The following is a 24,861-nucleotide window of genomic DNA, read 5'->3' as shown; positions in this document are numbered from 1 at the left end:
AAGCGTTTCTTCTCTCCCCAAAACCTCTGATTTTAAAGTAATTAATTAAATTCCTAAAGAAAGTAAATTATAATCGCGGCTCGATTTTAATTAGGGAATTTCATGAAGAACATCATCGTTATTTTTTCATTATTGGCATTATTATGTACTGCCAGTTTTGATGCACACGCACGTAAAAAGTTTGGCAGTAGTAAACGCGGACAGACACCTGCAACACAACAAACAGCGCAAAAACAACAAACAGATACAACAACACCTAACGCTACACCTAAAGCCACATCAAATAAAAAAGGCATTATGGCAGGCGTTTTTGGAGGGCTTTTAGCGGGTGGCTTAATTGCAGCAATGTTAGGCGACGATTTTGAAGGTTTTAAGCTATTAGAAATGATTTTATTAGCTGGCGGACTCTTTATTTTATTTAAGCTAGTAACGGGTTTTTTACGTGCTAATCGTGCCCCACAACTTGCCAGTGCAAGTACAAGTGCTCAGCAAAATGCTTTTAAACAAGCACCTATCGAGCAACCAACAAGTACAGGCTTTGCAAGCAGCGCCCCACAAGGTGAAAGTGTGCCTTTTAATTTACCACCTAACTTTGACGTTAATGGCTTTTTGCAAGGCGCCCGTAGTCATTACCACACACTACAAACTGCATGGAACAATGCCGATTACTCCACAATGGCTGAATACTTAAGCCCTGCACTTGTTGCCGAGTTTAAAGCTGAACGTGAAGCTATACAAAGCGTAGAAACAGAAGTGATGTTTATTGATGCCGAACTTGTGCGCGCAGATACAAACGCGCAATCGTGGCAGGTTAGTGTTCGCTTTAAAGGTAAGTACCGTGATTTAGGCGATAAAAAAGAAGAGCCTATTTTAGAAATTTGGCACTTAGAGCGTCTAATTTCAGACGATGCTCCATGGCTAATAGTGGGTGTTGAAGATTTAATTGATACTTAATAATTTTATATTGTTTAAAACACCGCGCTCTTAACGCGGTGTTTTTTTTATTTAAAAAACAATTGATTTACCACGTCCTGATGCTTCAGAAGCGGCATCTAATTGGCCCTCTTTATTAATAATAACGTGTAAGTCACCAAAGTGATTCTCATCTATGGTGTAGCCCATTTTTGTAAGTTCTGCTTTTACGCTATCGGTTAAACCTATGTGTGTTCTAATTATATTTTTAGGCCACAGTTGATGATGAAAACGAGGGCTATTTACAACCTGCTCTGCAGTCATATCAAACTCTACCGCATTTAAAATAGATTCGTACACAGAGCTAATAATTGTTGTGCCACCTGGCGAGCCTGTCACCATTTTAACGGTGTTGTCTTTAAGGAGTATTGTAGGCGTCATAGAGCTAAGCATACGCTTGTGCGGCTGTATTTCGTTAGCTTTGCCGCCTATTGCACCAAACACATTCATAACGCCTGGTTTGGCACTAAAATCGTCCATTTCATCATTTAAAATAAACCCTGCACCTTCAACAACTACACCGCTACCAAACCCTAAGTTTATTGTGGTGGTATTTGCGACAGCGTTACCCATTTTATCAACGATTGAAAAGTGTGTAGTTTGCTCACTTTCTTTAAGGCCCGGTTTAATATTTTCGGTAGTCGAGATAGCGGTTAACGAAATGCCATTACTGCGCTCTTTGAGGTAGTTAATATTAGTTAATGCGTTGACTGGTACATCAAAAAAATCAGGATCGCCTAAATACTCCGCCCTATCTGCAAATACACGTTTACCTATTTCAGAAAGTAAGTGTACATACTGAGTAGAGTTATGCGCTAAGCCCGCATCTGGTTTTTGTAGCTCATACATTTTAAGCCACTGTAAAATAGCAATACCACCTGAGCTCGGCGGTGGCGAGGTAAGTACTTCATAACCATTCCAACTCGCTTTAATAGGTGTACGTGATTTAGCGGTGTAACCTTTTAAATCATCTTGATTAATTATACCGCCATGTTGGTGCATAAATTTAGCAATAATATTTGCAGTTTCGCCTTTATAAAACCCATCTTGGCCGTTATCACGGATACGCTTTAGCGTTGCCGCTAACTCGGGTTGCTTAAATACTTTATTAGCTTTTACATCAGCAAAGTATTTTTCGAAGTTTACATTTATTTTTTGCTCTTTTAGGTGGGCTATATAATTGCTCACACCTTTTGCTAACTTAGGCGGAACTACAAACCCTTGCTCAGCCAACGTTACCGCTGGTTGTACTAATTCTTCCCACTTTAAAGTGCCATGTTTTTGATGGGCAAGCCACATGCCCGCTACGCTGCCAGGTACACCGCTTGCGTGAATACCATATATTGATTTGTTTGCAATAACATTACCTTGCTCATCTAAATACATATCACGATGAGCCGCTGTTGGCGCTGTTTCGCGATAATCTATAAAATCGCCCTTGCCATCTTTTTGAATAAGCATAAATCCCCCGCCGCCAATATTGCCGGCTTCAGGAAGCGTTACTGCAAGTACAAATTGTGCCGTAATAGCCGCATCAACAGCATTACCGCCTTGCTCTAATATACTTTTAGCAGCATCGGCACTGAACGAGTCAGGCATTGCGACCGCGCTTTGCGATAAAGGCTGCGCTAAAACACTAAAAGCAGCGAACTGTAAAACCAGCACACTTTTGACAATTAATTTACTTGGTGCAAAAAACAATCCCATACAACATCCTTAATTTATTATTTTTTAGTTACGCATTCTTATTAATGCACGTCACTTAAGGACAGGTCAATCTTTATACTGTTGATATTTAATCATCTTTAAACATTTTTTGAATAAAGCACCGCAGGTAAGTCGCCTTGCTCATCTGTATGTGTATAATTTTTTATAAATTGCAGGCCTAGCTTTTTCATTATATTTATAGAGGCCGTATTATCTTTTAGTGCAGTTGCGCTTATCGCCTTAACGTCATCTTGCTTAATGAGTTCATCACATAATGCTAAAGCCGCCTCGGTTGCATAACCATGCCCCCAACTCGCTTGTTTAAAGCGCCAACCTATTTCAATATCGCTGTAATTTGGTGCATCACTAAAGAAATCCATAGGTCTTATTAATACCCAGCCAATAAATGTATTGGTTTGCTTTAGAGTGATACTCCACAGCCCCCAGCCTTTTAGCTCATTTCGATATGCGAGCATACGAGGCACTCCCTCATTTTTTATTTGCTCTGCGGAGGTAGGTACACCTCGCGTTAAATACTGCATTACGGCTGGGTCTTGGTCGAGTTCAAATAATTGGGGCCAATCGTGCTCACTCATTAATTTAAAATTTAATCGTTTTGTTACGGGGGCGTTCATTTTCATTGTTGTATAGTCTGCCTCGAATTAATTATCAGTCTCTAAAGGAGATAGCACATGAATAAATTAGCAGGTTTAGCTTTATTAGGCACTTTAATTACATTAACTGGTTGTGAAGATGCCAACGAAGTAAAAGAAGATGCAAAAGATAAAAGCGCACAAATGCAAGAAAAGCTTGGTGATGCATGGAACGACGTTAAAGAGACAACTAACGATCTTAAAAATGACGAGTCTTTAAACGAGCTATTAGAGCAAAGTAAAGCAATGGGCTTAGACATGTACGACGACGGCAAAGAGATTGCGGTTGACGCATGGATTAAAAGCAAAGAAGCTGCTGGCGAGTTAACTGAAAAAACTAAGCAAAAAGCGCAAGAAATTGCAGACGAAATTGAGCAAGCGCGTCAAGAACATAACGAAGGTTAATTAAACTTTCGATAATAAAAAAGGAAAGCCTCGGCTTTCCTTTTTTGTTTTGGGCTATTTAGCCCAGTTATGCGTTTGCATATAGGGCTTATAAGCTCAAATTAACCTTTGTACTTACTCATAACTAAAGTCGCGTTTGTGCCACCAAAGCCAAAGCTATTAGACATTACAGTATTTAACTCAACATCACGACGCTCAGTAATAATATCTAAACCTGCTGCTTGCTCATCTAACTCATCAATATTAATTGAAGGTGCTACAAAGCTGTGCTCTAGCATTAATAATGAGAAAATAGCTTCGTGAACACCTGCAGCACCTAATGCATGACCTGTCATTGCTTTAGTTGCACTGATCATTGGTGATTTACCACCAAACACTTCTTGTATCGCACCTAACTCTTTAACATCGCCTACAGGCGTTGATGTGCCGTGCGTATTTAGGTAATCAATACTATCTACATCTTGCATAGCTTGGCGCATACAACGTGCTGCACCTTCGCCCGATGGAGCAACCATGTCGTAGCCATCTGATGTTGCACCGTAGCCAACAATTTCAGCGTAAATGTGCGCGCCACGTGCAAGTGCATGTTCAAGCTCTTCAACGACAACAATACCACCACCGCCAGAAATAACAAAACCATCGCGATTAGCATCGTATGTACGAGATGCTTTTTCAGGTGTTTCGTTATATTTAGTAGAAAGTGCGCCCATAGCGTCAAATTCCATTGCCAATGTCCAGTGTAGCTCTTCACCGCCACCTGCAAAAATTACATCTTGTTTACCAAGTTGGATTTGCTCTACAGCGTGGCCAATACAGTGCGCAGATGTTGCACAAGCAGAGCTAATTGAATAGTTAACACCTTTAATTTTAAATGGTGTTGCTAAACATGCTGATGTAGTGCTTGCCATAGTACGTGGCACCATATAAGGCCCTACGCGTTTTACGCCTTTTTCACGTAAAATGTCAGCAGCTTCTACTTGCCATTTAGACGAACCACCACCTGAGCCAACTAATAAACCAGTACGTTCGTTAGACACTTGATCGTCAGATAAGCCTGCATCTTCAATTGCTTGCTGCATTGAAATATAAGAGTAAGCAGCAGCATCTCCCATAAAGCGCATTGCTTTACGGTCAACGTGTGCTTTAACGTCAATATCAATTTTACCCGATACGTTACTACGTAACTTATAATCGGCAAATTCTTGATTAAAAGCGATGCCGCTTTTACCCGTTTTTAACGATTCTAATACTTCTTCTTTGTTGTTACCAATGCTTGATACAACACCGATACCTGTAATTACAGCTCTTCTCATGGGTAATTCCCTTAGCTTAATACTTAATTGCATTCTATTTTACGCGAATTTAATCACCTAAGTGGTCAGCTTTCTAGCGTACACTTGTACTCTGAACTGCTAGCTTATAAATAACGCCAGACTATTACAAAGAAAACCCGTAAAATAATTAAAAATATATCTATAAATTTAAAAAATATGATTAAAAACGCACATAGTCACATTAATAATTTAGGTACACCTTTGACTAATAACTCCGGTGATATTTATTTTTCTAATGACGATGACTTAGCTCAATCGAATTGTGTGTACTATGAGCAAAATAATATAGATGCACGATTACAAAATCATGACCAATCACATTTTGTTATTGCCGAAACCGATTTTGGCACCGGTTTAAACTTTTTAAATACGTGGCAACGCTTTAAAGACCACCTTGAGCGGATGCAAGTTCAAAATGAATGTGAAAAAAGCGTAAAACGCCTACACTATATTTCGTTTGAAAAGTATCCCTTAACATTAACTGACTTAAAACAAGCATTAACCGCTTGGCCTGCCTTAAATTATTTTAGTGAGCAACTAACAGTAAACTACCCAATTAATTTAGAAGGATGCCACCGGCTCGAATTTAATAATGGCAGTGTTGTTCTCGATTTATACTTTGGTGATGCGCTTGAATCAATAAAAGCAATGAGCTATCCACAAACAGGTATCGTTGATGCTTGGTATTTAAATGGGCTTGAGCCAAGTAAAAATCCTGATATGTGGCAGCAAAGTTTATTTAACTCCATGGCTGATATATCAAGAGCTAATGCAACCTTATCGACTTTTACTGCCGCTGACTTTGTTCAACGAGGATTAATAGAGGCTGCCTTTAGCACTAAAAAAGCCAAATATTTTAATCAAAGAGAAGATATCCTTATTGGCCAACTTAAACATGTTAATAACGCTCAATCACCCCCCGCTTATTTTAATCAAGATAGCAGCACTTTAAAAAACGTAGCGGTCATTGGCGGTGGTATTGCCAGTAGCTGTATTTTATACAGCTTGGCTAAACGAGGCATAGCCAGCCACTTATTCTGCCAAGATGAAAAGCCTGCAATGGGGGCATCGCACAATGTGCAAGGCGCTATTTACCCTCACCTACAGGCTAAAAACTCGCCGCACAGTGAATTGTTTGCACATAGCTTTTTATACGCCAAACGCCTATATAACAACTTACTTAGCAGTGGTTTTAGTTTTGATTATGATTGGTGCGGCGTATTACAACACGCAGTGAAAAAACCTCTAGCTGATAAGCACGAAAACTTAGCACAAAAGCAACTGTGGCCAACGCAGCTAATGCGTAACGTAACCGCAGAGCAAGGCGATGAAATAGCCGGCGTAACGACAGGTTATTCAGGTGTGTATTTTGAACAAGGCGGCTGGGTTAACCCGCCGCAATTAGTAAACGCTATGCTAAGCGCTGCAAATAGCATAAACCCATTCAAAAGCGTATTTAACTGCAATATAAAGCAGCTTAAAAAAACTGATAGCGGTTGGTTTTTATTAACGAATGATGAGCAATTAGGCCCGTTTAGCGATGTAGTTATTTGTGCAGGTGAGCACAGCGATGCATTTGAGCAAACAAAAGCGCTACCTATAGTGAGCGTACGCGGTCAGGTTTCACATATTGAGGCAAGTGAGCAATCACGCAAACTTAAAACAGTGCTATGCCATAAAGGATATTTTACACCGGCTTATTTAGATCATCACTGTATGGGTGCCACGTTTGAAAAAAACACTAAAAGCCGCCAAGTTACAGCGATCGACAACCAATTAAACCAAGAGCAACTACTTAGCTTTTATAAGCAAAGTGAATTTGCCTCCACCCTCGGCAATATAACCTCGGCAAAAGCGGCTGTTCGCTGCACATTTATAGATCACCNTGGCAGGGCAATGGTGCGAACAAAGTGATTATACAATGGCCTTTGCTAACTTACGCTTAGGTAAACGCTATCAGTACGAGCAACTTAATAAGCCACAACAAGGCCTACATATTTTTACCGGCTTTGGCGCCCGCGCTTTATGTAGCGCACCGCTAAGTGCAGAACATCTCGTAAGTTGTTTAAATAACGAGCCTCGCCCATTAAGCGAACGTGTAAGCCAAGCTATTCACCCTGCTCGGTTTATAGTACGAGATTTAATTCGTAATAAGATTTAAATGAAGTATGCACATTAAAATAATAGATCTAATGTGCATATAAATTAAAAGCATAAATTATTTTGAACTAGACAACCTTTCAACTAATTCAACACGGCGATTTAGTTCACGACCTAAATCATTTTTATTAGTTGCAACGGGTGAATAAGGACCCGCTCCTTGAGCTAATAACCTTTCTTTAGCTACCCCATAATCAGCAATTAATGCGTTAACAACCGCATCAGCACGGCGCTTTGAAAGGTTTAAATTATAATCAGGCGAGCCTTTATCATCAGTATGTCCAACAACATATAAACTCAACTTTTTATTTTTTTCCATTACTTGAGCAATAACATCTAACGCCTCTTTAGATTCAGCTTTAATAGTGGCTTTATCATAATCAAATAAAATACCGTAAATAGACGCCTTTCCTTTTTGCTCTAACTGCTCAAGAATTTTATCACTATTCGTTTCTATTAAGCCTGTCACTAAGGGCTCTGTACGAGCAACAACAAGCTGAATACGAGAATCGCCATTATAATTACCTATAAAAAAGGCAACGTAGGTAGTTTGCTCATTTAGAGTGTTTTTCATAACTTGATATCTAGGTTGGTGAAAGTAGTTATAAACAGATTTGATTGCCAGCTTATCGCCTAATGCTTGAATCTCTTTTCTTTTTGTACCGCATTCATTTTTTTGACAAGAAAATACGGTTTCAAAACCTTCTTTAGTCAAAGCACTCACATAGTTATGATAAATTTTTAACGTCGATACTTTATTCGCAATGTAAGTAATTCGCGTTAAATCTCCTGTAACATCAAGCATAGGTGAAGTACTCGTTTTTTTATCAGACTTGCCAATTGGGATACTAAACTCCTCATAATCAACATTTTGATAATCCTCGATATAGCTACCAGGGTAACGACTTAATAAAAGATGATCTGCAGAACCTTTAAGATCTTCATGTGTAGATTTTTTTATTTTATTACTAACTTTTTTCTTGAATGCTTCAAAATCAGCTTTTATCAGCCCAGTTTCAATTTCTTTAATATTAACTGTCGTCAAAAGTGCTTGTGTCATATTTTTATATTGTCCAACAAATAACGAAATGGCAGCCTCAGGAACCTCTCCTTTTGTTGCGTAAATATAATGTGGTTGCCCGTAATAACTAGAAACGTTGAAATAGCTCGACTCTTCAGCCAGCAATTTATCCTCTCGCTTTTCATAACAATCGTTTAAAGAACATGTATACAAAACTTTAAATCCAGCGTCACTTAAAGCGTTTTTGTAGTTTTCCATTACCTTTAAAGAAGCAACATTCTTTATTTGATAAGAAAAATGACTTACATCTCCAACAAATGTCTTATATTCACATTGCTGAGATTTTTTTAGCGCAGGGTTAAAGGCTGATACAAGTTGTGTTTCTTCACCCGATAAAGTGACTTTTCTCTCTAATTTCGCATCGGGGTAAGCCGTTAATAATGGCTTTGCTTGCAGGTTAAATATGCAGCACAGGTAGGTAGTACAAATTAAAAGTACTTTGATAATATTATTTTTCATAAAAATTCCTTTTAAAGTATTAGTTTACATTAGCACTATGCCTAATGAGCAAACTTAATTCAACGATCCTTATTTGTGTAACTTTTTCTCACTTCAACGTGTAACTGGAGTGCAGCCATATTAAGAGTTGTATAATGCGTCGGTTAATAAGTTGTTTAAATAATGAACCCCGCCCATTAAGCGAACGTGTAAGCCAAGCTATTCACCCTGCTCGGTTTATAGTACGAGATTTAATTCGTAATAAAATTTAAATGACAAAGGTGCTTATTGAGGTAAAATGAGTATCAATAAATGGAATTTATTATTTAAAGGACTTTAATGAAAACTTTAGCATTTTTAATAATACTGCTATGCACTCTATCGTTTAATGTACTTAGCCAAAACGTCACTGAAATCCCACTTCCTGAAGAGTTTGTTACAACAATGGATGTAGCAGGTGAATACCCAATGGTTCGCACTGGTTATTTAACAGATTCAATTTCTGATATCGCTCGCTTTTATCAGCAAAAATTAGGTGAGCCGTTAAAAACAAACGGCAATAATACATATCGCACTTTGTTTTATAATTACCAAGAACATAAAGTTCGTATTAGTCTATATCGCCGTAGTTATGTGACCGAAGTAAGTATAATGGTTGAATAAAAAGTTCTAAAAAACACGCCAAAAGTAGCTAATTTTAATGCTCAGTTAAGTATTTAATTTTAATTAAAGTATTTTTTGAAATTAGCTCATTTAAACTCTTTTTTACCCTTTAAAAATTATCCCCTACCCCAAGGTCTGTTTGTAAGCACATTACTTTTACTATTTATTGGAAGGAGTTAATTATGAGTAAGACCCTAATTATTGGCGCAAGCGGACAAATAGGTAAAATGGCAACTGAGCTACTTTTAAAAAATGAGCAAAATGTGGTGGCATTAGTTCGCGACAAAAAAAAGTTAAGTGATTTAAACAGCTCTTTTTTGACTATTGTTGAGCAAGATCTTGAAGGCGATTTTGGTGATGCAATGAAAGGCTGTGACCAAGTGATTTTTGCTGCTGGCTCTGGCGGAAGTACAGGCGATGATAAAACTGTACTTATTGATTTATGGGCTGCAACTAAAGCAGCTAACTTTGCAAAAGAGCATGGCGTTAAACACTTTATCATGGTCAGCTCAATCGGTGCAGACGACCCAGATTCAATTCAAGGTGATTTAAAACCTTACTTAGTTGCTAAGCACATGGCTGACGAGCACTTAATCAATAGTGGTTTAAATTACACCATTGTTCGCCCTGGTACACTGACTGATGATAGCGCTTCAATGCAAGTAACAACGCAGCGACCAAGTGATCGTTCTGAGGCTAAAATTAGCCGTGAAAACGTAGCTAATGCATTATTACATATTGCGACTAACTCATTTATTAGTAACCGCATTTTTGAGTTATTTGATGGCGACAAACCAATTAAAGCCGCTGTTAAATAAGCTTTAATACCAATTTAATTAAACGTATAAACAATTATTGCAGATTAGTATAGCTCATCGATAAGCCAAAAAATTACAGTGTAGTCGCTCTGCATCGGTAGTTTTTAGGCAATGAGTTATTTAATTCGCATAAGTAATTTATGTTTAATAAAGTTAAATTTACTCCACTAAGTAAATTAGTGGAGTAATATTTTAATACCTTGCCAACCGAGTTGTAGCGTTAATAGCGTTAAAACGACTCTAAAAATACGCTTAAATTTATCCCCAGACATACTTTTAAGTAATTTAATTCCAAACCAAGTACCTACAGCACCACTTAGCACCATAGCAATTACAAGCGGCATCCATTGCCAAAAGCTAAAACCAACAGCACCATAAATTACGGCTTTTAATAAATGCTGCACACTCATAATGCTCGAAAACGTTGCCGTAAACTTTAACTTTTCGTAATTATTTATATATAAACAGCTACCAACTAATGGCCCGCTTGCCCCCACAAACATAGAAATAAAAGTCGTTATGCCACCGGCAACCATACGCCATAGCTTAGAGGTTAATTTTATAGGTGGCGTTTTACCCCACAGTAAATAAATAACAAAAATAGCGACCACTAACTTCATAGCATCAAGCGATATATCATCAATAACAAAACTTGATAACCCCGCCCCTACTAAGCCGCCTAACGCAAAATATACAAACATGCTTTTATCTATATGTTTAAAGCTGAGTAAAAACCTATTTGCATTAGAGCCAAGCTGTACTAAACCATGCACAGGCACAACAACTGCCATAGGCATAAACGACGCCATAACAACAAGCAGCATTAATCCGCCACCCGCACCAAATGCAGCAGATATAAAAGAAGTAAACCCAGCTGTAATTATCAACAATAAAAACAAAAATAAAGACATGCTGTCGGGAAATAAAAAGTCCATAAAACTCCACTGCCTATTTAGGTACTTTAAAGTCGCAGTATCTTAAACAATTAAAGGTACAACATACACTTATAGCAAGCGCTGTCAGCCTCTATTTCAGGCAGTGTATTATGTTGCGTTGTTTTTGCACTTTGTTTGCACATTTAACAAATATTATACATTCAACTTCATTACCGGATATTTTTGATGAGAAAACTTAACGCACCAATTTTAGCACCGCTTGCTGTTTGTATACTTGCACTGGGTTTAGCTGCCTGTAACGGTAGCGATACTCAAAGTAGCGTCGTAACTGAAACAACCACCGACGAGGGAGCTACAACAGATACTTCAACCGATTTTGTTGTAGAAGTTGACCCTTTTAACTTTGAAAGCGATGCGCTCATTTCATCAATTACCACTCAAACATGTACGCTAAGTAATGGTGATGAAGCTTCATGCTACAAAATTGATATTGCAGGTGCGCCTTCAAATTACGAGATTGGTGTATTTTGCCCTCAAAATATCACCTCAACAGCAGACGAAGCCGGTATTTGGTTTGATGGCACCGGTGAGGTTTACGATATAACCGGAGACTTTATTTTAAATCTACCTACATTATATAACGATAGTCATTGGCAGCTATACGACGAAGGTACAGGCCTTGTAAATGTAACCGACACACAAGAATCGTGTGATGGCGCTGCACGTCCAAACGTAGAAGAACAATACCAAAACCACTGCGTAGAATGCTCTATTGATTATGTTGATGGCGGTATATCAGAATCATTTTTAATTCCAATAACGCCTGTTGCAACCACTCAAAATAGCAGTATTGGTAACGCTAATGTGGGTGTTGCTCTCAATGGTGTTGTACTTGCTGCACCCGCGCCTGTTGAGGCTATTTTAGGCGCATACACTATTGCAGCCTTTGATGATTGCGCTGGCCATATTAACTTAGTAGCAGGCTATCACTACCACGGTGAAGCAGGTTGTAGCCAAACACAAATTCAATCAGACGGTCATGCCGCCATGATGGGTTATGCACTCGATGGATTTGGTATATTTGGCATGCTTAACGAAGATGGATTAGAACCCACTGATTTAGACGAATGTAGAGGCCACACCGACGATACACGCGGATACCACTACCATGCAGCCGATGTATCTGAAAACATGTTTATTGGTTGTTTTAAAGGTGCTACCGCAAGATAACTCGCATTCTGGCCAAATAATTAACTGAGATACTAATGAAAATATTTAACGTGATAAAAGCACTAACCACTGGCTTTTTACTTGCTGCCTCATGCTCAGCGCTAAGTCATGCAGGCCACGGCTCAAATGCGCCTTGGGAAGCATGTGAAGCAAAAGCCATTAATGAAGATTGCAGCTACACAAGCCATGATAAAAAAGCGACAGGCACATGCCAAGCGATGAACAAAGTACTTATGTGCGTTCGAAATAAGCCACTTGAAACATTAATAGACAAAGCAACTCAACCAGCAAGTGCTCAAAAGCAATCAGTTAAATCACTCGCTAAATTATAAAGTAAAATAACAGCTACACGCCAAAGCCTTAACGCTGTTTGTTAAGGCTTTTTTTAATCACAAATCATTAGAAAGCATACCCTTTATCTGTTAAATTAGCTTTGTGTATCAAATAATAAAAATAGAATTCCAAAAATGGAATTACACAAGCAAGGTACTAACGTGAGCGCTACATTTAAAATTGTTTTTAATGGTCAGTTATATCAAAATACTGACCTTACCTCTGCCCAAGAAAAACTTAGCCAACTTCTAAATATTCCTCATAATATTGTTGTTCAGTTATTTGATGGAAAAGCTTACGCTTTAAAAAAAGATTTATCGAGTATTGATGCTGTTAAAACAGAATCCTCACTAAAAAAGCTAGGATTAATTACTAAAGTAGAACTGCAACTCTCTACTGTAATCTCTCAATCTCAAAATAATCAAATAGCACTCACTGAGCACAGTAAAAATACAGATAAACACATTAGTGAAAGTACTGAAGGCAAAAGTATCTCAGTACAAAGTGAACGCCTAGATACGGGCAAAGCCCCAAATACAGCTGCCGCTATTAAGCAAAGTTATAATAAATATAAACTACTGCGTAACACTTTAAAAAGCGTATTGTACTTTTGCTATAGCGCACTTTGTATTATTACCTTAATAGGCGTAGTGATCAGTGTTAATGCACTGAAAAACAACTTTGGCATTCTAAATAACGGAACTACAAATAACACAACTACAAACAACTTAAGTTACCAAAATTATAAACAATATTTGATTGATCAAAATAGCCTAAATCAACCAGCAAAAAAAGTAACAAACGAGCGAACAGCTAGCCCTACACAGCAAAAAAGTAATGAGTACTTTAGACGCTTTTCATCGCTAATAAATAGCTACGCGCAAAGTACAGGACAAGCTGATATAAAAACGATGGGGGGCGATAAATTACAACAGCACCTGCAAGAAATAGATGACCTAGGCCCTAAAAATGAATTTTGGCAGCAACTGGTACAACTTTCAAAAGGCTTAGATAACGATAAGCATGTAATAGGGATGCTCAATAATACTGACCCCGCCAAAGTACAATGGATAAACGCGGTAGATTGGATCAGCCAAAGCTATATTAGGCAACATCAAAACTCGCAAACTATAAACAGCTCTCCGGTCAGTACCGATGAGCCAAGCAACCCAATACTTAATCTAACGTTGTTAATAAGTAATAAGTATGCTGTCGTTATTTAGCCTGCTTGTGATTGCAATAAAAATGAAGCTACGTGCAATAAGACATTCTTAAACTTTATTTTTACTTTATAAATTCCATAAAAAAAACCCGCAAATTTGGATTAACAAATTTGCGGGTTTCTTATGGTTTTCGAATAACGAGTTCAAAAACCTTTATTGGTGGAGCTGGGGGGATTTGAACCCCCGTCCGAAAAGCCTCGACCGTCGGTACTACATGTTTAGTATTGTCATTTAATTAACCTTTAAGTCCCGGACAAACACGGTAAATAAAGGCGAGGCCGCTTAGTTTTAGCGCTTCAACCCCGGCCAGGGTTTCCGTCGCGATCAGGTGTTAGGGTGACACTCCAAAATCCAGTCCACAAGAATACATGGAAGGAGCGCTAGCCAGCCTAAGCTGCTAGAGAGTAGTTATCGTCGTTTGCGATTACTTTAGGTTGCGGCTGTTTAACGAGGCAAACCGCACCTCGACATGCACCTTGGGCTTCTTGAATTCCGTCGAATCCTAATCAGCCCCTGAATTAGTAACTCAATTCAGAGCGTGCAAACAGTATAACTGAGTAAAGTACTGATACTCAAGGCCTAGTAACGCTTTATTTTAATTGTATGCGCCAATCGCGTGTTAAGTAACCAAAATTTAGTTTATGCAAGCCTATATAAACATTTACTTAACAATGTGTTTAACCTGTGTTCAAATAAGGAGTTAAGGTTTTTGCTATTTCTAAACCTTTAGTTGTAAAAAATAAAAATAATAACAGGCATAGAGTAGGGAATTAATAAATGTCGGTTTTTTCATTTGATAAAAGTACAGGGTTTGTCTCTTTAGAAAGTCACCCTATTGATAGTGGTTTTCCTGTTACGAGTACTCAGTTAACACAAATGCTAGAGCAATCTGAGTTTAGTGAGTACGAAGCTGTCATTGCCAATATTGGAAAGCTTTTTGCGCCAACTAAAAATTATCAGGAAGTATCGCTTGTCGTTGCTAAAGCTGTAGATGCGTCGCTTGTCATTAATATTGATGAAAAAAACATGGTCGCAGAAGCAACATTAACTACCGCTAAAGGTGGCGCACTTTTGTCTATGGAAGGCGCGCAAAAAGCACTTGCTGATGCAGGTGTTAAAAAAGGAATAAGTCCTCGTGCGCTTGATACCTTTTTGGGCCAGCAGTTTGAGCAACCAGCAGGAAGCTCTTCCAGTGCCATAATTGCACATGGGCGCAATCCAAAAGAAGGCAGCGATGCCAAATTTGTACGTTTATGCTCAACAGCTCAAGACCGAGTACTCAGCCCACAAGCTAAAGAAGGCGGTAAGGTTGATATGAAAAACCTTGGCGCTATTATCACCGTAAAACCTGGCACTCCTTTAATGCAGCGTATTGCAGCTACCCCTGGAGAAGAAGGCTATACGGTATTTGGCGATTCAATTAGTGCAAAACCAGGTAAAGATCACCAACTCCAGCCTTTCGAAGGTACAAAAGTAGATCCTAATAATCCTAATATGCTTATTGCCGACTGCAAAGGTGTGCCCGTTGCCCTACCCCGTGGTATGCGTGTAGATGATGTTTTATGCTTTGATAACGTAGATGTAAGCACCTGCCACGTTGATTTTGATGGTAGCGTAATTATTACTGGCGATATTAAAGACGGCATGCGTGTAAAAGCCAATGGTGATATTACGGTACTTGGTTTTGTAGAATCAGGAACTGTTGAAAGTAAAAGTGCGGTAACCATTATGCTTGGCGCAATTGGTAGAAAACGTGAAGGCGAGGAAGCATTTACATGCTCTATAACCGCTCAACGAACTATTTCTATTGGTTATGCTCAGTACTGCAATATTAAATCAGAACAAGATTTATTTATTGAACGCCAAGCTCTACATTGTGATTTAAGCGCTAGGCGATTAATACGTGTAGGCAAAGCAAATGATCCGCGAGGTAAAATTATTGGCGGNCCAGCCGGTACTAAAACACGCGTATTTTTAGCACAACTCTGGTTTGAGCTTCGCCAAAAGCAAACACAAATAACCGATTTTGAAAAAGCACTTGCGACTAAAGTAACCGCTTTACAACAGGCTCGTGAAAAAGCGAGTAAAATTGCGGGGGCTGCTCAGCGTCAGCAATTCATGAATAAGATAACTGAAAATGAAAAGCATATAAAAATACGCTCTGCGCATATTCATCGTCAAAAACTACTTATTAAGCAAAAAATAGTGCAATTACTTGCCAGTAGTCGTTTAAAAGTAAATGAATTAATGCACCCTGGTGTGGAACTTAAAATAGCGAAAGATTCTAAACAATTTTCGCGTATTTACCCGCCCCACCTAGTTAAGCTAACTGAGGGTAAAATTACTCAGACGTTTTAGTTTCTTCGTCGTTTTCAGTTTCAACTTCCGCATCAGTGTCAGCGTCATCTAGTGGCGCTAATGGCCAACCACCTAATTGCTGCCAGCGGTTTACTATTAGACAATAAAGCTCAGCTGTACGTTCTGTGTCATAAAGCGCTGAGTGTGCTTGGCTGTTATCAAACTCGATACCTGCCGCTCTACATGCTTTTGCTAATACAGTCTGCCCTAACGCTAAACCCGCTAAAGATGTTGTATCAAAGCTTACAAATGGATGAAATGGTGTACGCTTAATGTTATTACGCTCTATTGCTGCATTTAAAAAGCCATGGTCGAATGCGGCATTATGCGCCACAATAACTGAGCGTTGGCACCCTGCGGCCTTTTGCGCTTTGCGTACTACTTTACATATTTCTTTAATTACTTCGTCTTCAGGTACTGCACCACGTAATGGTGAAAACGGGTCTATGCCGTTAAAGTCGATGGCTGCTTGTTCTATATTCGCGCCTTCGAATGGCTGAACATGAAAATGGACAGTATGATCTATGCTGAGCAGTCCTTCGTCATCCATTTTTAAAACAGAAGCTGCTATTTCTAACAAGGCATCTGTTTCTTTGTTAAAACCTGCAGTTTCAACATCAATAACAACAGGAAAAAATCCACGAAAGCGTTTTGCGAAAGGTGTTTGCTCAGTATTTGCCATAGTCTTCTTTGTTTATACGTGTAAGCTGACTATTATGTCAAAATTGATGCCCCATAGGCTAGGGGATTTAAGTATTTATTGCTTTAAAATTGTAGGCACATAACTTGCTTTAACTTATAAGTTAGTTACGTAGAGAACAAACTAATCATTGCAGTCGTTAATTTGCCAAATTATTGGCATTCCCGGATAGCTGGAGAGCACCATGAAGTATAAGTTGTTATTTATTAGCCTTAGTATAAGTGCAGTGCTTTGCAGTACTCACTCGCAAGCTGCTATGCGCCAATACACAGCAACCCAAGACAACTCCAACTGGGAAGTCGTTAAAACAACGCGCTTACAATGCCAATTAAATCATGAGGTTCCTTATTACGGTGAAGCTATATTTAAAGCTTCTGCAAGTAAAAATAAAAACTTAACATTTAATTTAGATATGGTTGTACGCCCAGATAAATACGCAATTGCAGGTTTAAAAGCCGTGCCACCTACATGGCGTGCAGGATTGCCCGCTCGCGATATTGCAAATATGAAATTACTTAAAAAGTTTGATGGCGAGCTAGGCAATAAAACCGCATGGGAGATGCTTAGCGAGCTTGAAAAAGGCTACTACCCTACTTTTTATTATCAAGACTGGCAAAACAGTGCCGATAAAATTGCCGTTGGTATATCGAGTGTAAACTTTAAACAAGCTTACTGGGCTTTTTTACAATGCCGCGATGAGCTACTCCCTTACAGCTTTGAAGATATTTCGTTTACTGTAATGAACTATCAATCTAACAGCAGTAAATTAACTAAATCCTCGCAACAACGTCTTGATAAGATTGCTGAGTATTTAAAAAATGATGCAAGCATAGAGTCCATTAGTATTGACTCATACACCGATAGTTATGGCGGACGCTGGAATAACTTAGATTTATCGCGCAAGCGCGCCAAAACTATAAAAGATTACATGGTGAGCTTGGGTGTTGATGAAGCCAAAGTACAAACAACCGGTTTGGGCGAAAAACGCTTTGTTGATAATAACGATAACATTTTAAGCCGAGACAAAAACCGTCGTTTAATTATTCAAATAGAGAAAATGTAGTAAAGCTAATTTGTGTTTACTTTCTTTCGCTTTAAAAACTTATCACCAAATTGGAAAAAACCCAGACTAATTAAAATAATAACCGCACCAATTATTAGTTCTTGGCTTAATGACTCATTATTTAGCCAAGCCCCCAAGCCTAACGCAAAGCTAGGAGTTATAAGTGTAGTAAGTGATACCGTGCTTGCATTTAGGTTTTGCAGCACATGAAAATACGCCAAAGCCCCTACTAAAGATCCAAATATTCCTAGATAACCAATAGCCCACAATGATTTTGCACTCCAGTTTTGTATATGCAATTCACCATCTAATAACCACCAAGCAATAAAAAGAGTGGGGTTACAAAAACTAAGGCGCCAAATGTTGTTGCCATAGGATGAATCGCAATTTTCACGCGCTTGATCATCACACCACTTAAACTAAAAAAGCAGACAGCCATAAACACATAAAGTAACCCGAGCCCTTGAGTTTGCGAGTTTTGTACTTGGTTATAACTAACGAAATATAAGCCAATTAAGGCGCACGCTAACGCAACTAATTTAATCGGGCTAAATTTAGGTTCATTTAATAATTGCTGAGCAAGCAACCCTGACAAAATAGGAGCAAGGCCAAACATAAGCGAAATAATACCCGAAGGGACTGTTTTAGCTGCCATATAGCTCAACAACATACCGCCAAAAATACCTATACTCGAATAAAAATAAAGTAAGCATGCATTTTTGCTCCAAGGCACTCTAATATTTGTAATAGCAACAATTAACCCGCCTAAAAATAGCCCCACCAGCATCCGCATTAACACTGCAAGTGTTGGCGATACGGTGTCACTACTCCACACTATACCCAGTGGTGTAGTAGACCATATAAGAACCATTAAAAAATACGATACTTTAACTGGCACGTGCCATCCCTACGCTTTATATGAATGAATAAAACAAAAAACAAATTATACGCTCACAGCCGTGCTTTAGTACTTTTTAAACACTAAAGTCCTTAATAAATACAGTTGTAAATTGTAAGTTACATTTTAATAACGCTCTTTTATTACAAAACTATTTGAGATTTGAGCAACTAGTTATATCGTGCATGTATATTAATAATAATTAAGGTAATTAAGTGCTTAAAAATAAAACAACTGGAAGCATGTTAATTGTTGCAGGCACCACTATTGGTGCAGGTATGTTGGCATTGCCAATTGCATCTGCCGGGCTTGGGTTTAGTACTGCACTTGCATTAATAATTGCTAGCTGGTTGCTAATGACCTACACCGCACTACTCATGTTAGAGCTACACCAATATGCACCACGCGATGCTACATTAAATACATTGGCTAAATTATGGCTTGGAAAACGCGGACAATATATTGCGAATTTTTCGATGGTTTTTTTATTTTATGCTTTATGCGCTGCTTATATTGCAGGTGGTGGTGCACAACTTCAAGCGCGTATAAATATAGGCTTTGATGTAAATATAGCCCCACAGTTTGGCTCTGTGATCCTCGCTGTTATTATTGCTAGTGTGGTAACGCTAGGCACTAGCAAGGTAGATAAATTAAATAGAGTGTTATTTACAATAAAAATTGTTGTATTAGCTAGCTTGTTTTACATGCTTACCCCTTATGTGCAAGGTAAGCACTTATTAGAGATGCCCGTAGAGCAAGGATTAATCCTTTCGGCTATACCGGTTATATTTACTTCGTTTGGCTTTCATGGTTCTATCCCCTCTATTGTTAAATATGTTGGTGTTGAAATAAAAGTACTGCGCAAAGTAATGATTGCTGGAGCCGCCCTACCTTTAGTTATTTATATTTTTTGGCAACTACTTAGCCAAGGTATTATGAGTCAAGCTGATTTACTCAACAGCCAAGGGCTTAATGGGTTTGTATCTAGCGTGGCAAGCATTGCGCATAACCCAAGTGTGGCAACGGCCGTTAAGTTATTTGCTGATTTAGCACTGGCGACATCATTTTTAGGGGTGAGTTTAGGGTTATTTGATTTTTTTGCTGATGCATTTAAAAAAGGTGACAATAAAACGGACCGAATTAAAACGGCCTTGATTACGTTTATTCCGCCGCTTGGCTTTGCATTGTTTTATCCTCAAGGCTTTATTATGGCCTTAGGGTACGCTGCAATAGCACTTGTCGTGCTGGCTATATTTTTGCCTGTAGCAATGGTTTATAAACAGCGTACAACATCAAATAAAACAGGCTATAAAGTAAAAAGTGGGAATGTTGGGCTTGGTATAGCAGCTATATGTGGCATAACTATTATTGCTGCACAGTTTATGCAAATGGTGGGGCTTATTCCTGCTATTGGTTAAAGTTTTTTGTTTTAATTTAGATAATAAAAAACCGTTTTTTGTTTTAATTTAGATAATAAAAAACCGCACATCATCAGGTGTGCGGTTTTTTATATTAACTGCGTTTATTTACAAACGTCAGCTACAGCATTTGAAAAGTATTCAATATTTGAATGACTAACACCTGCAACATTTACGCGGCTAGAGCCAACAATGTAAATGCCGTATTCTTTTTGTAGGCGAGCAATTTGCTCTTTATTAATACCTAAGAAAGAAAACATACCGTTTTGGCGCTCGATAAACGAGAAATCTTGAGCAATATCTTTAGTTGCTAAGCTTTCTTTAATTAAGCTACGTAAGCCATTTATGCGGCTACGCATTTCATCAAGCTCAGAGTGCCATAATTGTGTAAGCTCAGTACTGCTTAAAATAGTATTAACAATGTCAGCACCATGCGCTGGCGGCATTGAGTAAATACTACGTACAACGCTTAGCATTACAGAGTTTGAAATATCTGCTGTTGCGCTGTCTTTTGCAATTAGTGAACATGCACCAATACGCTCGCGGTATAAGCCAAAGTTTTTAGAACATGAAGAACAAATAATCAGCTCTTCTACTGCATCGGCTAAAATACGTAAGCCACGTGCATCTTCTTCAAGTGAAGCACCAAAGCCTTGGTATGCAATATCAACAAGTGGTGTAAAGCCAACTTCTTTTGCAAGTTCGGCAACCGTATTCCACTGTGTTTCATTTAAATCCATACCGCTTGGATTATGACAACATGCATGCACTAAAACCACATCACCTTTAGGCACTTGTTTAAGTGTGTTGATCATTTCATCAAACAGTAAATCTTTATTTTCGTAATCGTAATATGGGTATTCTTTTACTGTTAAGCCTGCAGCTTCAAACAAACTAATGTGGTTAGCCCATGTTGGGTTAGTTACCCAAACAGTCGCGTCTTTATTGCAACGCTTAATAAATTCAGCTGCAACACGAAGTGCACCCGTACCACCAGGAGCTTGTGCAGTACGTACGCGGTTAGCTAGTAATGCTTGGTGTTCACCTAATAGTAACTGCTCCATTTTTTGGCAGTAATCTAAATTACCCGCTAAACCAATGTAAGATTTGCTCATTTCGTTTTCAAGACGAAACGCTTCAGCTTTTTTTACCGCTTTAAGAACCGGTGTATTGCCTTGCTCATCTTTGTAGACACCTACACCTAAATCAATTTTATTAGGGTTTGTATCTTGTTTATAGGCCGCCATAAGGCCAAGAATAGGATCTGTTGGTAATGGTTTTAATACTGAGAACATTGGCTATCTCTTATCGTTATTTAGGGGTTAGCTGTTAAGCTAAGCTTAACATAAAAGCACATCATATTGACTAGCGTTATTTACACTAGAAAGTGAGGAATTTTAATACAACATGCAATTAAAATGGCAAGCGTCTTTTCATCAAAAAAATCATTTTTAAAGGCTTCTGCATCTACAATACCAACGCATTCATTTTGTGCATTAAATAAAGGTAGGCAGGTTTCTGATTTAACTTTAGGATCGCATGTGTAGTATTCACCACCTTGTGATAAATACGCTTCAACGTTATTAATAATGCGGCCCTTGTGAGATAGCGCAACCTGTACGTTGTTACTGCCAGCCGAAAATGCTTGCGTTAAAGGAAACAACGGACGACTAGGCGCACCATGATAAGCCAATTTTAATAGTTGATTACCTTCATGGGTATTAGTTGATTGATAAATACCATACCAATCAACGCCTGTTTGCTGCTCAATGTAGCTTACAATACTTTGTAAATTAGCTAGCTTGAACTGTGTTTGCTCATCATTTTTAAGATAGTCAGTTAATTTGAATGGCTCATCTTGTAAGTAACCAAATAAACTACATGCACCGCCCTCGCCAAGCTCAGGTATTTGATACTCCCAACACACATCAGGCAAAGCAGTGTTTGCTAAATGTAGATCAAGCTTTTCAAGCTCTGTTGAAATCAAAGCTGGATTAGCACTAAGTTGTGCTTGTTTTAAGTAAGAAGAAATCATTTGGCCATCCATACATCTAAAGTTTCGAGAATAATAGCATGGATATTTTTACAGAGCTAGCTCAACTTGTAGCACATTTCAACTTGGTTACCACTGGCGTTATAAGTGACTTTTTCGGCTATTTCTTCTAATAAAGACACCCCTCTGCCAAATTCGTTATTAGCCTTTGCCAACTAATCGTGCTTACTACTAAACCCTCGGCCTGAATCACAAATAATAAAATATAAACTGAGCGTGTCGGGGCAATAGCGCATATCAATAATAATCATGGCATCTGTAAGTTTAGCAAGGGCAGCCTCTCTCAACTCGTAATATCGAAAAAAGCCGTCCTCTTGTTTTTTAATTTCTGAGTTAAGGCCTAATACACCATGATCAAGCGCATTGTTGTAAGCCTCAGACAACAGTAAAAATATATTAGAGCGATGAGTATTTAGCCCCTCAACACTACTTAAAATATTAACGACGTCGTAAACGGGGTCTGTTTTTTTTATTTGCTCTGAGTTTAAGCTCAAAGACAAATTAAAAGCCAAAGTAGAAAATGCTTCTCGCTCTTGTTCCTCAGGAATTAAAGGCAGGCAGTTTAGTAAAACAATGCTTAAATCGTCTTGCTGCTTAGTACCATCAGCAAACTTAGTAACATTAGCAACTATGTCTTCACTACTAATCATCGATTTACTTTTTAAGGTTTGTAAAAAACGCTCTTCCCCAAAAAATATATCCTCTTTGTTTGCTGTTTCTATAATACCGTCGGTTGCTAATACTAGGCGTGTATTACTATTTGTTTCAAAATGAATAACTTCATATTCAAATTCTTGTTCATCTAAAATCCCCAGCGCCATATGCTGCGATTCTAATGTTTGTTTTACATTACCGTCTTTATCTATTAGGTACGCATCTGGCAGGCCGCCCATCCATGCAGAAACACTTTTACCTGATGCACTAAGCTCTATAATGGTTGCAGCACAAAACATATGCCCAGGTAGTAGGTTGTACAGTAGTGTATTTAGCTCGCTGGCAATATCGTTAACCGCCATGCCTTTTTGTACCATAGTATAAAACACACGAGAAGTTGGTAACGCACCAATAGCTGCTGCAAGGCCATGGCCCGTAAAATCTCCCAACATGCAATACAAATTACCGATTGGGCTTTGCGCTACTAAAAACATATCGCCGTTAAACATAGAGGCCGGTGATAAATTAAAATCTAAATACTCTTTAAACTTACCTTGGTTTTCTAATGAGTTATTAAAAATATGCTCAATTATTTCGTGTTCACGTTCAATTTGATTATGATGATATTCAAGTAGTTTCTTTTGTTGGTTTGCTTTTTTACTCAGCTCTCTGGTGCGAATATGTGCTTTAATTTTTGCGTGTAAAATAACTTTTTCAAATGGTTTATGAATAAAGTCATCGCCACCCACTTCGAGGCAGCGCTCAAAACTTGCTTGATCGTCTAAGGAGGTTATAAAAATAATCGGTAAGTAGACTTCACTATACTGCTGCTTTATTTTTTCAGCAGCTTCAAAACCATCCATTACAGGCATTAAAACATCAAGTAAAACAACGTCTATCTGCTCTCTTTTAAGTACATTAAGCGCATCTAGCCCGTTATAAGCCACTGATATTTTATAGCCCTCTTGCTCAAGCATTTTACTTAGTAAAATGCGATTGAGCGCCTGATCATCCACAATTAACACATGTATCATTAGCTAATATCAAACTTTTTATCAAAACGTGAAATTTGTATAATTTTTCTAAGCTGAGGTTGGCAATTGCTTATTTCAATAGTTTTCACTTGGCTATCAATTGTTTTTTTCATGTTAAGTAACATGCCAAGTGCTGAGCTATCCATGTAGTCAGTCTCTCTTAAATCGATAATAACCTTTACTGTTTTTTCGCTCATTTGAGCATAAGCTTGGCGAAAAGATTGCACTAAATTAAAGTCAAATTTACCTTTGATTTGTATTGTTAATGTAGTGCCATCGACTGATTCATTCTTAGTTAAACTCATATTAAACTCCAATAATATTTCCTTTGAACTAAATATAACCTGTTAAAAGTATTTAGCAAAAAGAAAAACACACAACTTCAAATTTGCTATCATTTACACCAGTATTTAATTCATTTTTATCCACAAAGGTAAGGTATGAGTGATAGTCACTTAGTATATTCAACTAGTACGGGTCGCATTGACCAGCCAAAACCAGAAAAAGAGTTACACGCTAAACTTTTTAAAGATGGTTTTATTCGCATTGAGCGTCAAACAAAAGGGCGTAAAGGCAAAGGAGTTATGCTAGTTGTTGGCATTGATCCAAAAGATCACGATTTAAAAAAGTTAGCTAAAACTATAAAAAGCAAAATGGGCCAAGGAGGCGCAGTAAAAGAAGGCATTATTGAAGTACAAGGTGATGACCGAGATAAACTAAAAGGCATTTTAGAAGCTTTAAAATTTAAAGTTAAAATTGCGGGTGGTTAA

General features: G+C 38.2%; 20 protein-coding genes, 1 other RNA gene and 3 pseudogenes. 12 read left to right on the top strand and 12 right to left on the bottom strand.

What is annotated here, in order from left to right; translation table 11 throughout:
* Nucleotides 1-102 precede the first annotated feature (102 nt).
* Nucleotides 103-954, top strand: coding sequence for a Tim44-like domain-containing protein (locus L655_RS0106285; RefSeq protein ID WP_024604464.1), 852 nt, complete (start codon nt 103-105; stop codon nt 952-954).
* Nucleotides 955-1,005: 51 nt separating this feature from the next.
* Here the strand turns inward: L655_RS0106285 and ggt are convergent, their stop codons facing one another.
* Nucleotides 1,006-2,679: a gamma-glutamyltransferase gene (gene ggt, locus L655_RS0106280; RefSeq protein WP_004335612.1), complete on the bottom strand. Its 1,674-nt coding sequence runs from the start codon at nt 2,677-2,679 to the stop codon at nt 1,006-1,008.
* Between the two features lie 98 nt (nt 2,680-2,777).
* Nucleotides 2,778-3,320: a GNAT family N-acetyltransferase gene (locus L655_RS0106275; protein WP_024604463.1), complete on the bottom strand. Its 543-nt coding sequence runs from the start codon at nt 3,318-3,320 to the stop codon at nt 2,778-2,780.
* Nucleotides 3,321-3,371: 51 nt separating this feature from the next.
* Between L655_RS0106275 and L655_RS0106270 the strand changes: the two genes are divergently transcribed.
* On the top strand, nt 3,372-3,737 hold the full coding sequence (locus L655_RS0106270; RefSeq protein ID WP_024596750.1) for a hypothetical protein: 366 nt from the start codon (nt 3,372-3,374) through the stop codon (nt 3,735-3,737).
* A 101-nt stretch (nt 3,738-3,838) separates the two neighbouring features.
* Here the strand turns inward: L655_RS0106270 and fabB are convergent, their stop codons facing one another.
* On the bottom strand, nt 3,839-5,050 hold the full coding sequence (fabB, locus tag L655_RS0106265; protein ID WP_024604462.1) for a beta-ketoacyl-ACP synthase I: 1,212 nt from the start codon (nt 5,048-5,050) through the stop codon (nt 3,839-3,841).
* A gap of 177 nt (nt 5,051-5,227) precedes the next feature.
* Between fabB and mnmC the strand changes: the two are divergent.
* Nucleotides 5,228-7,232 (top strand): annotated as a pseudogene (mnmC, locus tag L655_RS01000000125215) (bifunctional tRNA (5-methylaminomethyl-2-thiouridine)(34)-methyltransferase MnmD/FAD-dependent 5-carboxymethylaminomethyl-2-thiouridine(34) oxidoreductase MnmC).
* Nucleotides 7,233-7,289: 57 nt separating this feature from the next.
* Here the strand turns inward: mnmC and L655_RS0106255 are convergent.
* Nucleotides 7,290-8,771, bottom strand: a complete 1,482-nt coding sequence (locus tag L655_RS0106255) for an OmpA family protein (protein ID WP_024604461.1) — start codon at nt 8,769-8,771, stop codon at nt 7,290-7,292.
* Between the two features lie 318 nt (nt 8,772-9,089).
* Here L655_RS0106255 and L655_RS0106250 point away from each other — a divergent pair, with 318 nt between their 5' ends.
* Together L655_RS0106250 and L655_RS0106245 are read left to right on the top strand one after the other, a co-directional pair.
* Nucleotides 9,090-9,413, top strand: coding sequence for a hypothetical protein (locus L655_RS0106250; protein WP_004335602.1), 324 nt, complete (start codon nt 9,090-9,092; stop codon nt 9,411-9,413).
* 182 nt (nt 9,414-9,595) lie between these two features.
* Nucleotides 9,596-10,231 (top strand): NAD(P)-binding oxidoreductase, encoded by a 636-nt coding sequence (locus tag L655_RS0106245; RefSeq protein WP_024604460.1) that lies wholly within the window; start codon nt 9,596-9,598, stop codon nt 10,229-10,231.
* Between the two features lie 176 nt (nt 10,232-10,407).
* On the opposite strand, the gene L655_RS0106240 is transcribed toward L655_RS0106245, so the two are convergent.
* A complete protein-coding gene (locus tag L655_RS0106240; protein ID WP_024604459.1) occupies nt 10,408-11,166 on the bottom strand; it encodes a sulfite exporter TauE/SafE family protein in 759 nt (252 codons plus the stop codon).
* Between the two features lie 186 nt (nt 11,167-11,352).
* Between L655_RS0106240 and L655_RS0106235 the strand changes: the two genes are divergently transcribed.
* From L655_RS0106235 to L655_RS01000000125210, 3 genes are all read left to right on the top strand, one after another.
* Entirely contained in the window at nt 11,353-12,357 is a 1,005-nt protein-coding gene (locus tag L655_RS0106235) for a YHYH protein (protein WP_024604458.1), read from the top strand.
* Nucleotides 12,358-12,392: 35 nt separating this feature from the next.
* Entirely contained in the window at nt 12,393-12,689 is a 297-nt protein-coding gene (locus L655_RS0106230; RefSeq protein ID WP_024604457.1) for a hypothetical protein, read from the top strand.
* A gap of 135 nt (nt 12,690-12,824) precedes the next feature.
* Entirely contained in the window at nt 12,825-13,913 is a 1,089-nt protein-coding gene (locus L655_RS01000000125210) for a hypothetical protein (RefSeq protein WP_241764457.1), read from the top strand.
* A 157-nt stretch (nt 13,914-14,070) separates the two neighbouring features.
* Here L655_RS01000000125210 and ssrA read toward each other — a convergent pair.
* Nucleotides 14,071-14,427, bottom strand: a transfer-messenger RNA (tmRNA) gene (gene ssrA, locus L655_RS1000000126515).
* A gap of 263 nt (nt 14,428-14,690) precedes the next feature.
* Here ssrA and L655_RS0106220 point away from each other — a divergent pair.
* On the top strand, nt 14,691-16,271 hold the full coding sequence (locus tag L655_RS0106220) for a FapA family protein (protein WP_024604456.1): 1,581 nt from the start codon (nt 14,691-14,693) through the stop codon (nt 16,269-16,271).
* Here the strand turns inward: L655_RS0106220 and rnt are convergent.
* Entirely contained in the window at nt 16,255-16,953 is a 699-nt protein-coding gene (rnt, locus tag L655_RS0106215; protein ID WP_024604455.1) for a ribonuclease T, read from the bottom strand. The two genes, L655_RS0106220 and rnt, sit on opposite strands and share 17 nt — an antisense overlap.
* Nucleotides 16,954-17,155: 202 nt before the next feature.
* On the opposite strand from rnt, the gene L655_RS0106210 reads away from it, so the two are divergent.
* Nucleotides 17,156-18,034, top strand: a complete 879-nt coding sequence (locus tag L655_RS0106210; RefSeq protein WP_024604454.1) for an OmpA family protein — start codon at nt 17,156-17,158, stop codon at nt 18,032-18,034.
* A 5-nt stretch (nt 18,035-18,039) separates the two neighbouring features.
* Here L655_RS0106210 and L655_RS01000000125205 read toward each other — a convergent pair.
* A pseudogene (locus L655_RS01000000125205) lies at nt 18,040-18,932 on the bottom strand (DMT family transporter).
* Between the two features lie 215 nt (nt 18,933-19,147).
* Between L655_RS01000000125205 and L655_RS0106200 the strand changes: the two are divergent.
* On the top strand, nt 19,148-20,350 hold the full coding sequence (locus tag L655_RS0106200) for an aromatic amino acid transport family protein (RefSeq protein WP_024598426.1): 1,203 nt from the start codon (nt 19,148-19,150) through the stop codon (nt 20,348-20,350).
* 104 nt (nt 20,351-20,454) lie between these two features.
* Here the strand turns inward: L655_RS0106200 and L655_RS0106195 are convergent, their stop codons facing one another.
* The 4 genes and pseudogenes from L655_RS0106195 to L655_RS0106180 all read right to left on the bottom strand — a co-directional run bounded on the left by L655_RS0106195 (nt 20,455) and on the right by L655_RS0106180 (nt 24,396).
* Nucleotides 20,455-21,645, bottom strand: coding sequence for an amino acid aminotransferase (locus tag L655_RS0106195; protein WP_024598427.1), 1,191 nt, complete (start codon nt 21,643-21,645; stop codon nt 20,455-20,457).
* Nucleotides 21,646-21,725: 80 nt separating this feature from the next.
* On the bottom strand, nt 21,726-22,385 hold the full coding sequence (locus tag L655_RS0106190) for a GAF domain-containing protein (RefSeq protein ID WP_024604453.1): 660 nt from the start codon (nt 22,383-22,385) through the stop codon (nt 21,726-21,728).
* Nucleotides 22,386-22,441: 56 nt separating this feature from the next.
* Nucleotides 22,442-24,091: pseudogene (locus L655_RS01000000125200) on the bottom strand (fused response regulator/phosphatase).
* Nucleotides 24,091-24,396, bottom strand: a complete 306-nt coding sequence (locus L655_RS0106180; RefSeq protein ID WP_024604452.1) for an STAS domain-containing protein — start codon at nt 24,394-24,396, stop codon at nt 24,091-24,093. The pseudogene L655_RS01000000125200 and the gene L655_RS0106180 overlap by 1 nt, the downstream one beginning before the upstream one ends.
* A 135-nt stretch (nt 24,397-24,531) precedes the next feature.
* Between L655_RS0106180 and L655_RS0106175 the strand changes: the two genes are divergently transcribed.
* On the top strand, nt 24,532-24,861 hold the full coding sequence (locus L655_RS0106175) for a translation initiation factor (RefSeq protein ID WP_002962947.1): 330 nt from the start codon (nt 24,532-24,534) through the stop codon (nt 24,859-24,861).

This window comes from Pseudoalteromonas sp. TAE79, assembly GCF_000498015.1.
GTDB lineage: Bacteria > Pseudomonadota > Gammaproteobacteria > Enterobacterales > Alteromonadaceae > Pseudoalteromonas.
Note: the sequence above shows the minus strand (reverse complement) of the source record. Positions and strands in the feature narration are given on the sequence as shown.

Excerpts from the sequence above, each read along its gene's own strand:
- L655_RS0106285 (WP_024604464.1), top strand. The coding sequence starts at position 103 with ATGAAGAACATCATCGTTATTTTTTCATTATTGGCATTATTATGTACT.
- ggt (WP_004335612.1), bottom strand. The coding sequence starts at position 2,679 with ATGGGATTGTTTTTTGCACCAAGTAAATTAATTGTCAAAAGTGTGCTG.
- L655_RS0106275 (WP_024604463.1), bottom strand. The coding sequence starts at position 3,320 with ATGAAAATGAACGCCCCCGTAACAAAACGATTAAATTTTAAATTAATG.
- L655_RS0106270 (WP_024596750.1), top strand. The coding sequence starts at position 3,372 with ATGAATAAATTAGCAGGTTTAGCTTTATTAGGCACTTTAATTACATTA.
- fabB (WP_024604462.1), bottom strand. The coding sequence starts at position 5,050 with ATGAGAAGAGCTGTAATTACAGGTATCGGTGTTGTATCAAGCATTGGT.
- L655_RS0106255 (WP_024604461.1), bottom strand. The coding sequence starts at position 8,771 with ATGAAAAATAATATTATCAAAGTACTTTTAATTTGTACTACCTACCTG.
- L655_RS0106250 (WP_004335602.1), top strand. The coding sequence starts at position 9,090 with ATGAAAACTTTAGCATTTTTAATAATACTGCTATGCACTCTATCGTTT.
- L655_RS0106245 (WP_024604460.1), top strand. The coding sequence starts at position 9,596 with ATGAGTAAGACCCTAATTATTGGCGCAAGCGGACAAATAGGTAAAATG.
- L655_RS0106240 (WP_024604459.1), bottom strand. The coding sequence starts at position 11,166 with ATGGACTTTTTATTTCCCGACAGCATGTCTTTATTTTTGTTTTTATTG.
- L655_RS0106235 (WP_024604458.1), top strand. The coding sequence starts at position 11,353 with ATGAGAAAACTTAACGCACCAATTTTAGCACCGCTTGCTGTTTGTATA.
- L655_RS0106230 (WP_024604457.1), top strand. The coding sequence starts at position 12,393 with ATGAAAATATTTAACGTGATAAAAGCACTAACCACTGGCTTTTTACTT.
- L655_RS01000000125210 (WP_241764457.1), top strand. The coding sequence starts at position 12,825 with ATGGAATTACACAAGCAAGGTACTAACGTGAGCGCTACATTTAAAATT.
- rnt (WP_024604455.1), bottom strand. The coding sequence starts at position 16,953 with ATGGCAAATACTGAGCAAACACCTTTCGCAAAACGCTTTCGTGGATTT.
- L655_RS0106210 (WP_024604454.1), top strand. The coding sequence starts at position 17,156 with ATGAAGTATAAGTTGTTATTTATTAGCCTTAGTATAAGTGCAGTGCTT.
- L655_RS0106195 (WP_024598427.1), bottom strand. The coding sequence starts at position 21,645 with ATGTTCTCAGTATTAAAACCATTACCAACAGATCCTATTCTTGGCCTT.
- L655_RS0106190 (WP_024604453.1), bottom strand. The coding sequence starts at position 22,385 with ATGATTTCTTCTTACTTAAAACAAGCACAACTTAGTGCTAATCCAGCT.
- L655_RS0106180 (WP_024604452.1), bottom strand. The coding sequence starts at position 24,396 with ATGAGTTTAACTAAGAATGAATCAGTCGATGGCACTACATTAACAATA.
- L655_RS0106175 (WP_002962947.1), top strand. The coding sequence starts at position 24,532 with ATGAGTGATAGTCACTTAGTATATTCAACTAGTACGGGTCGCATTGAC.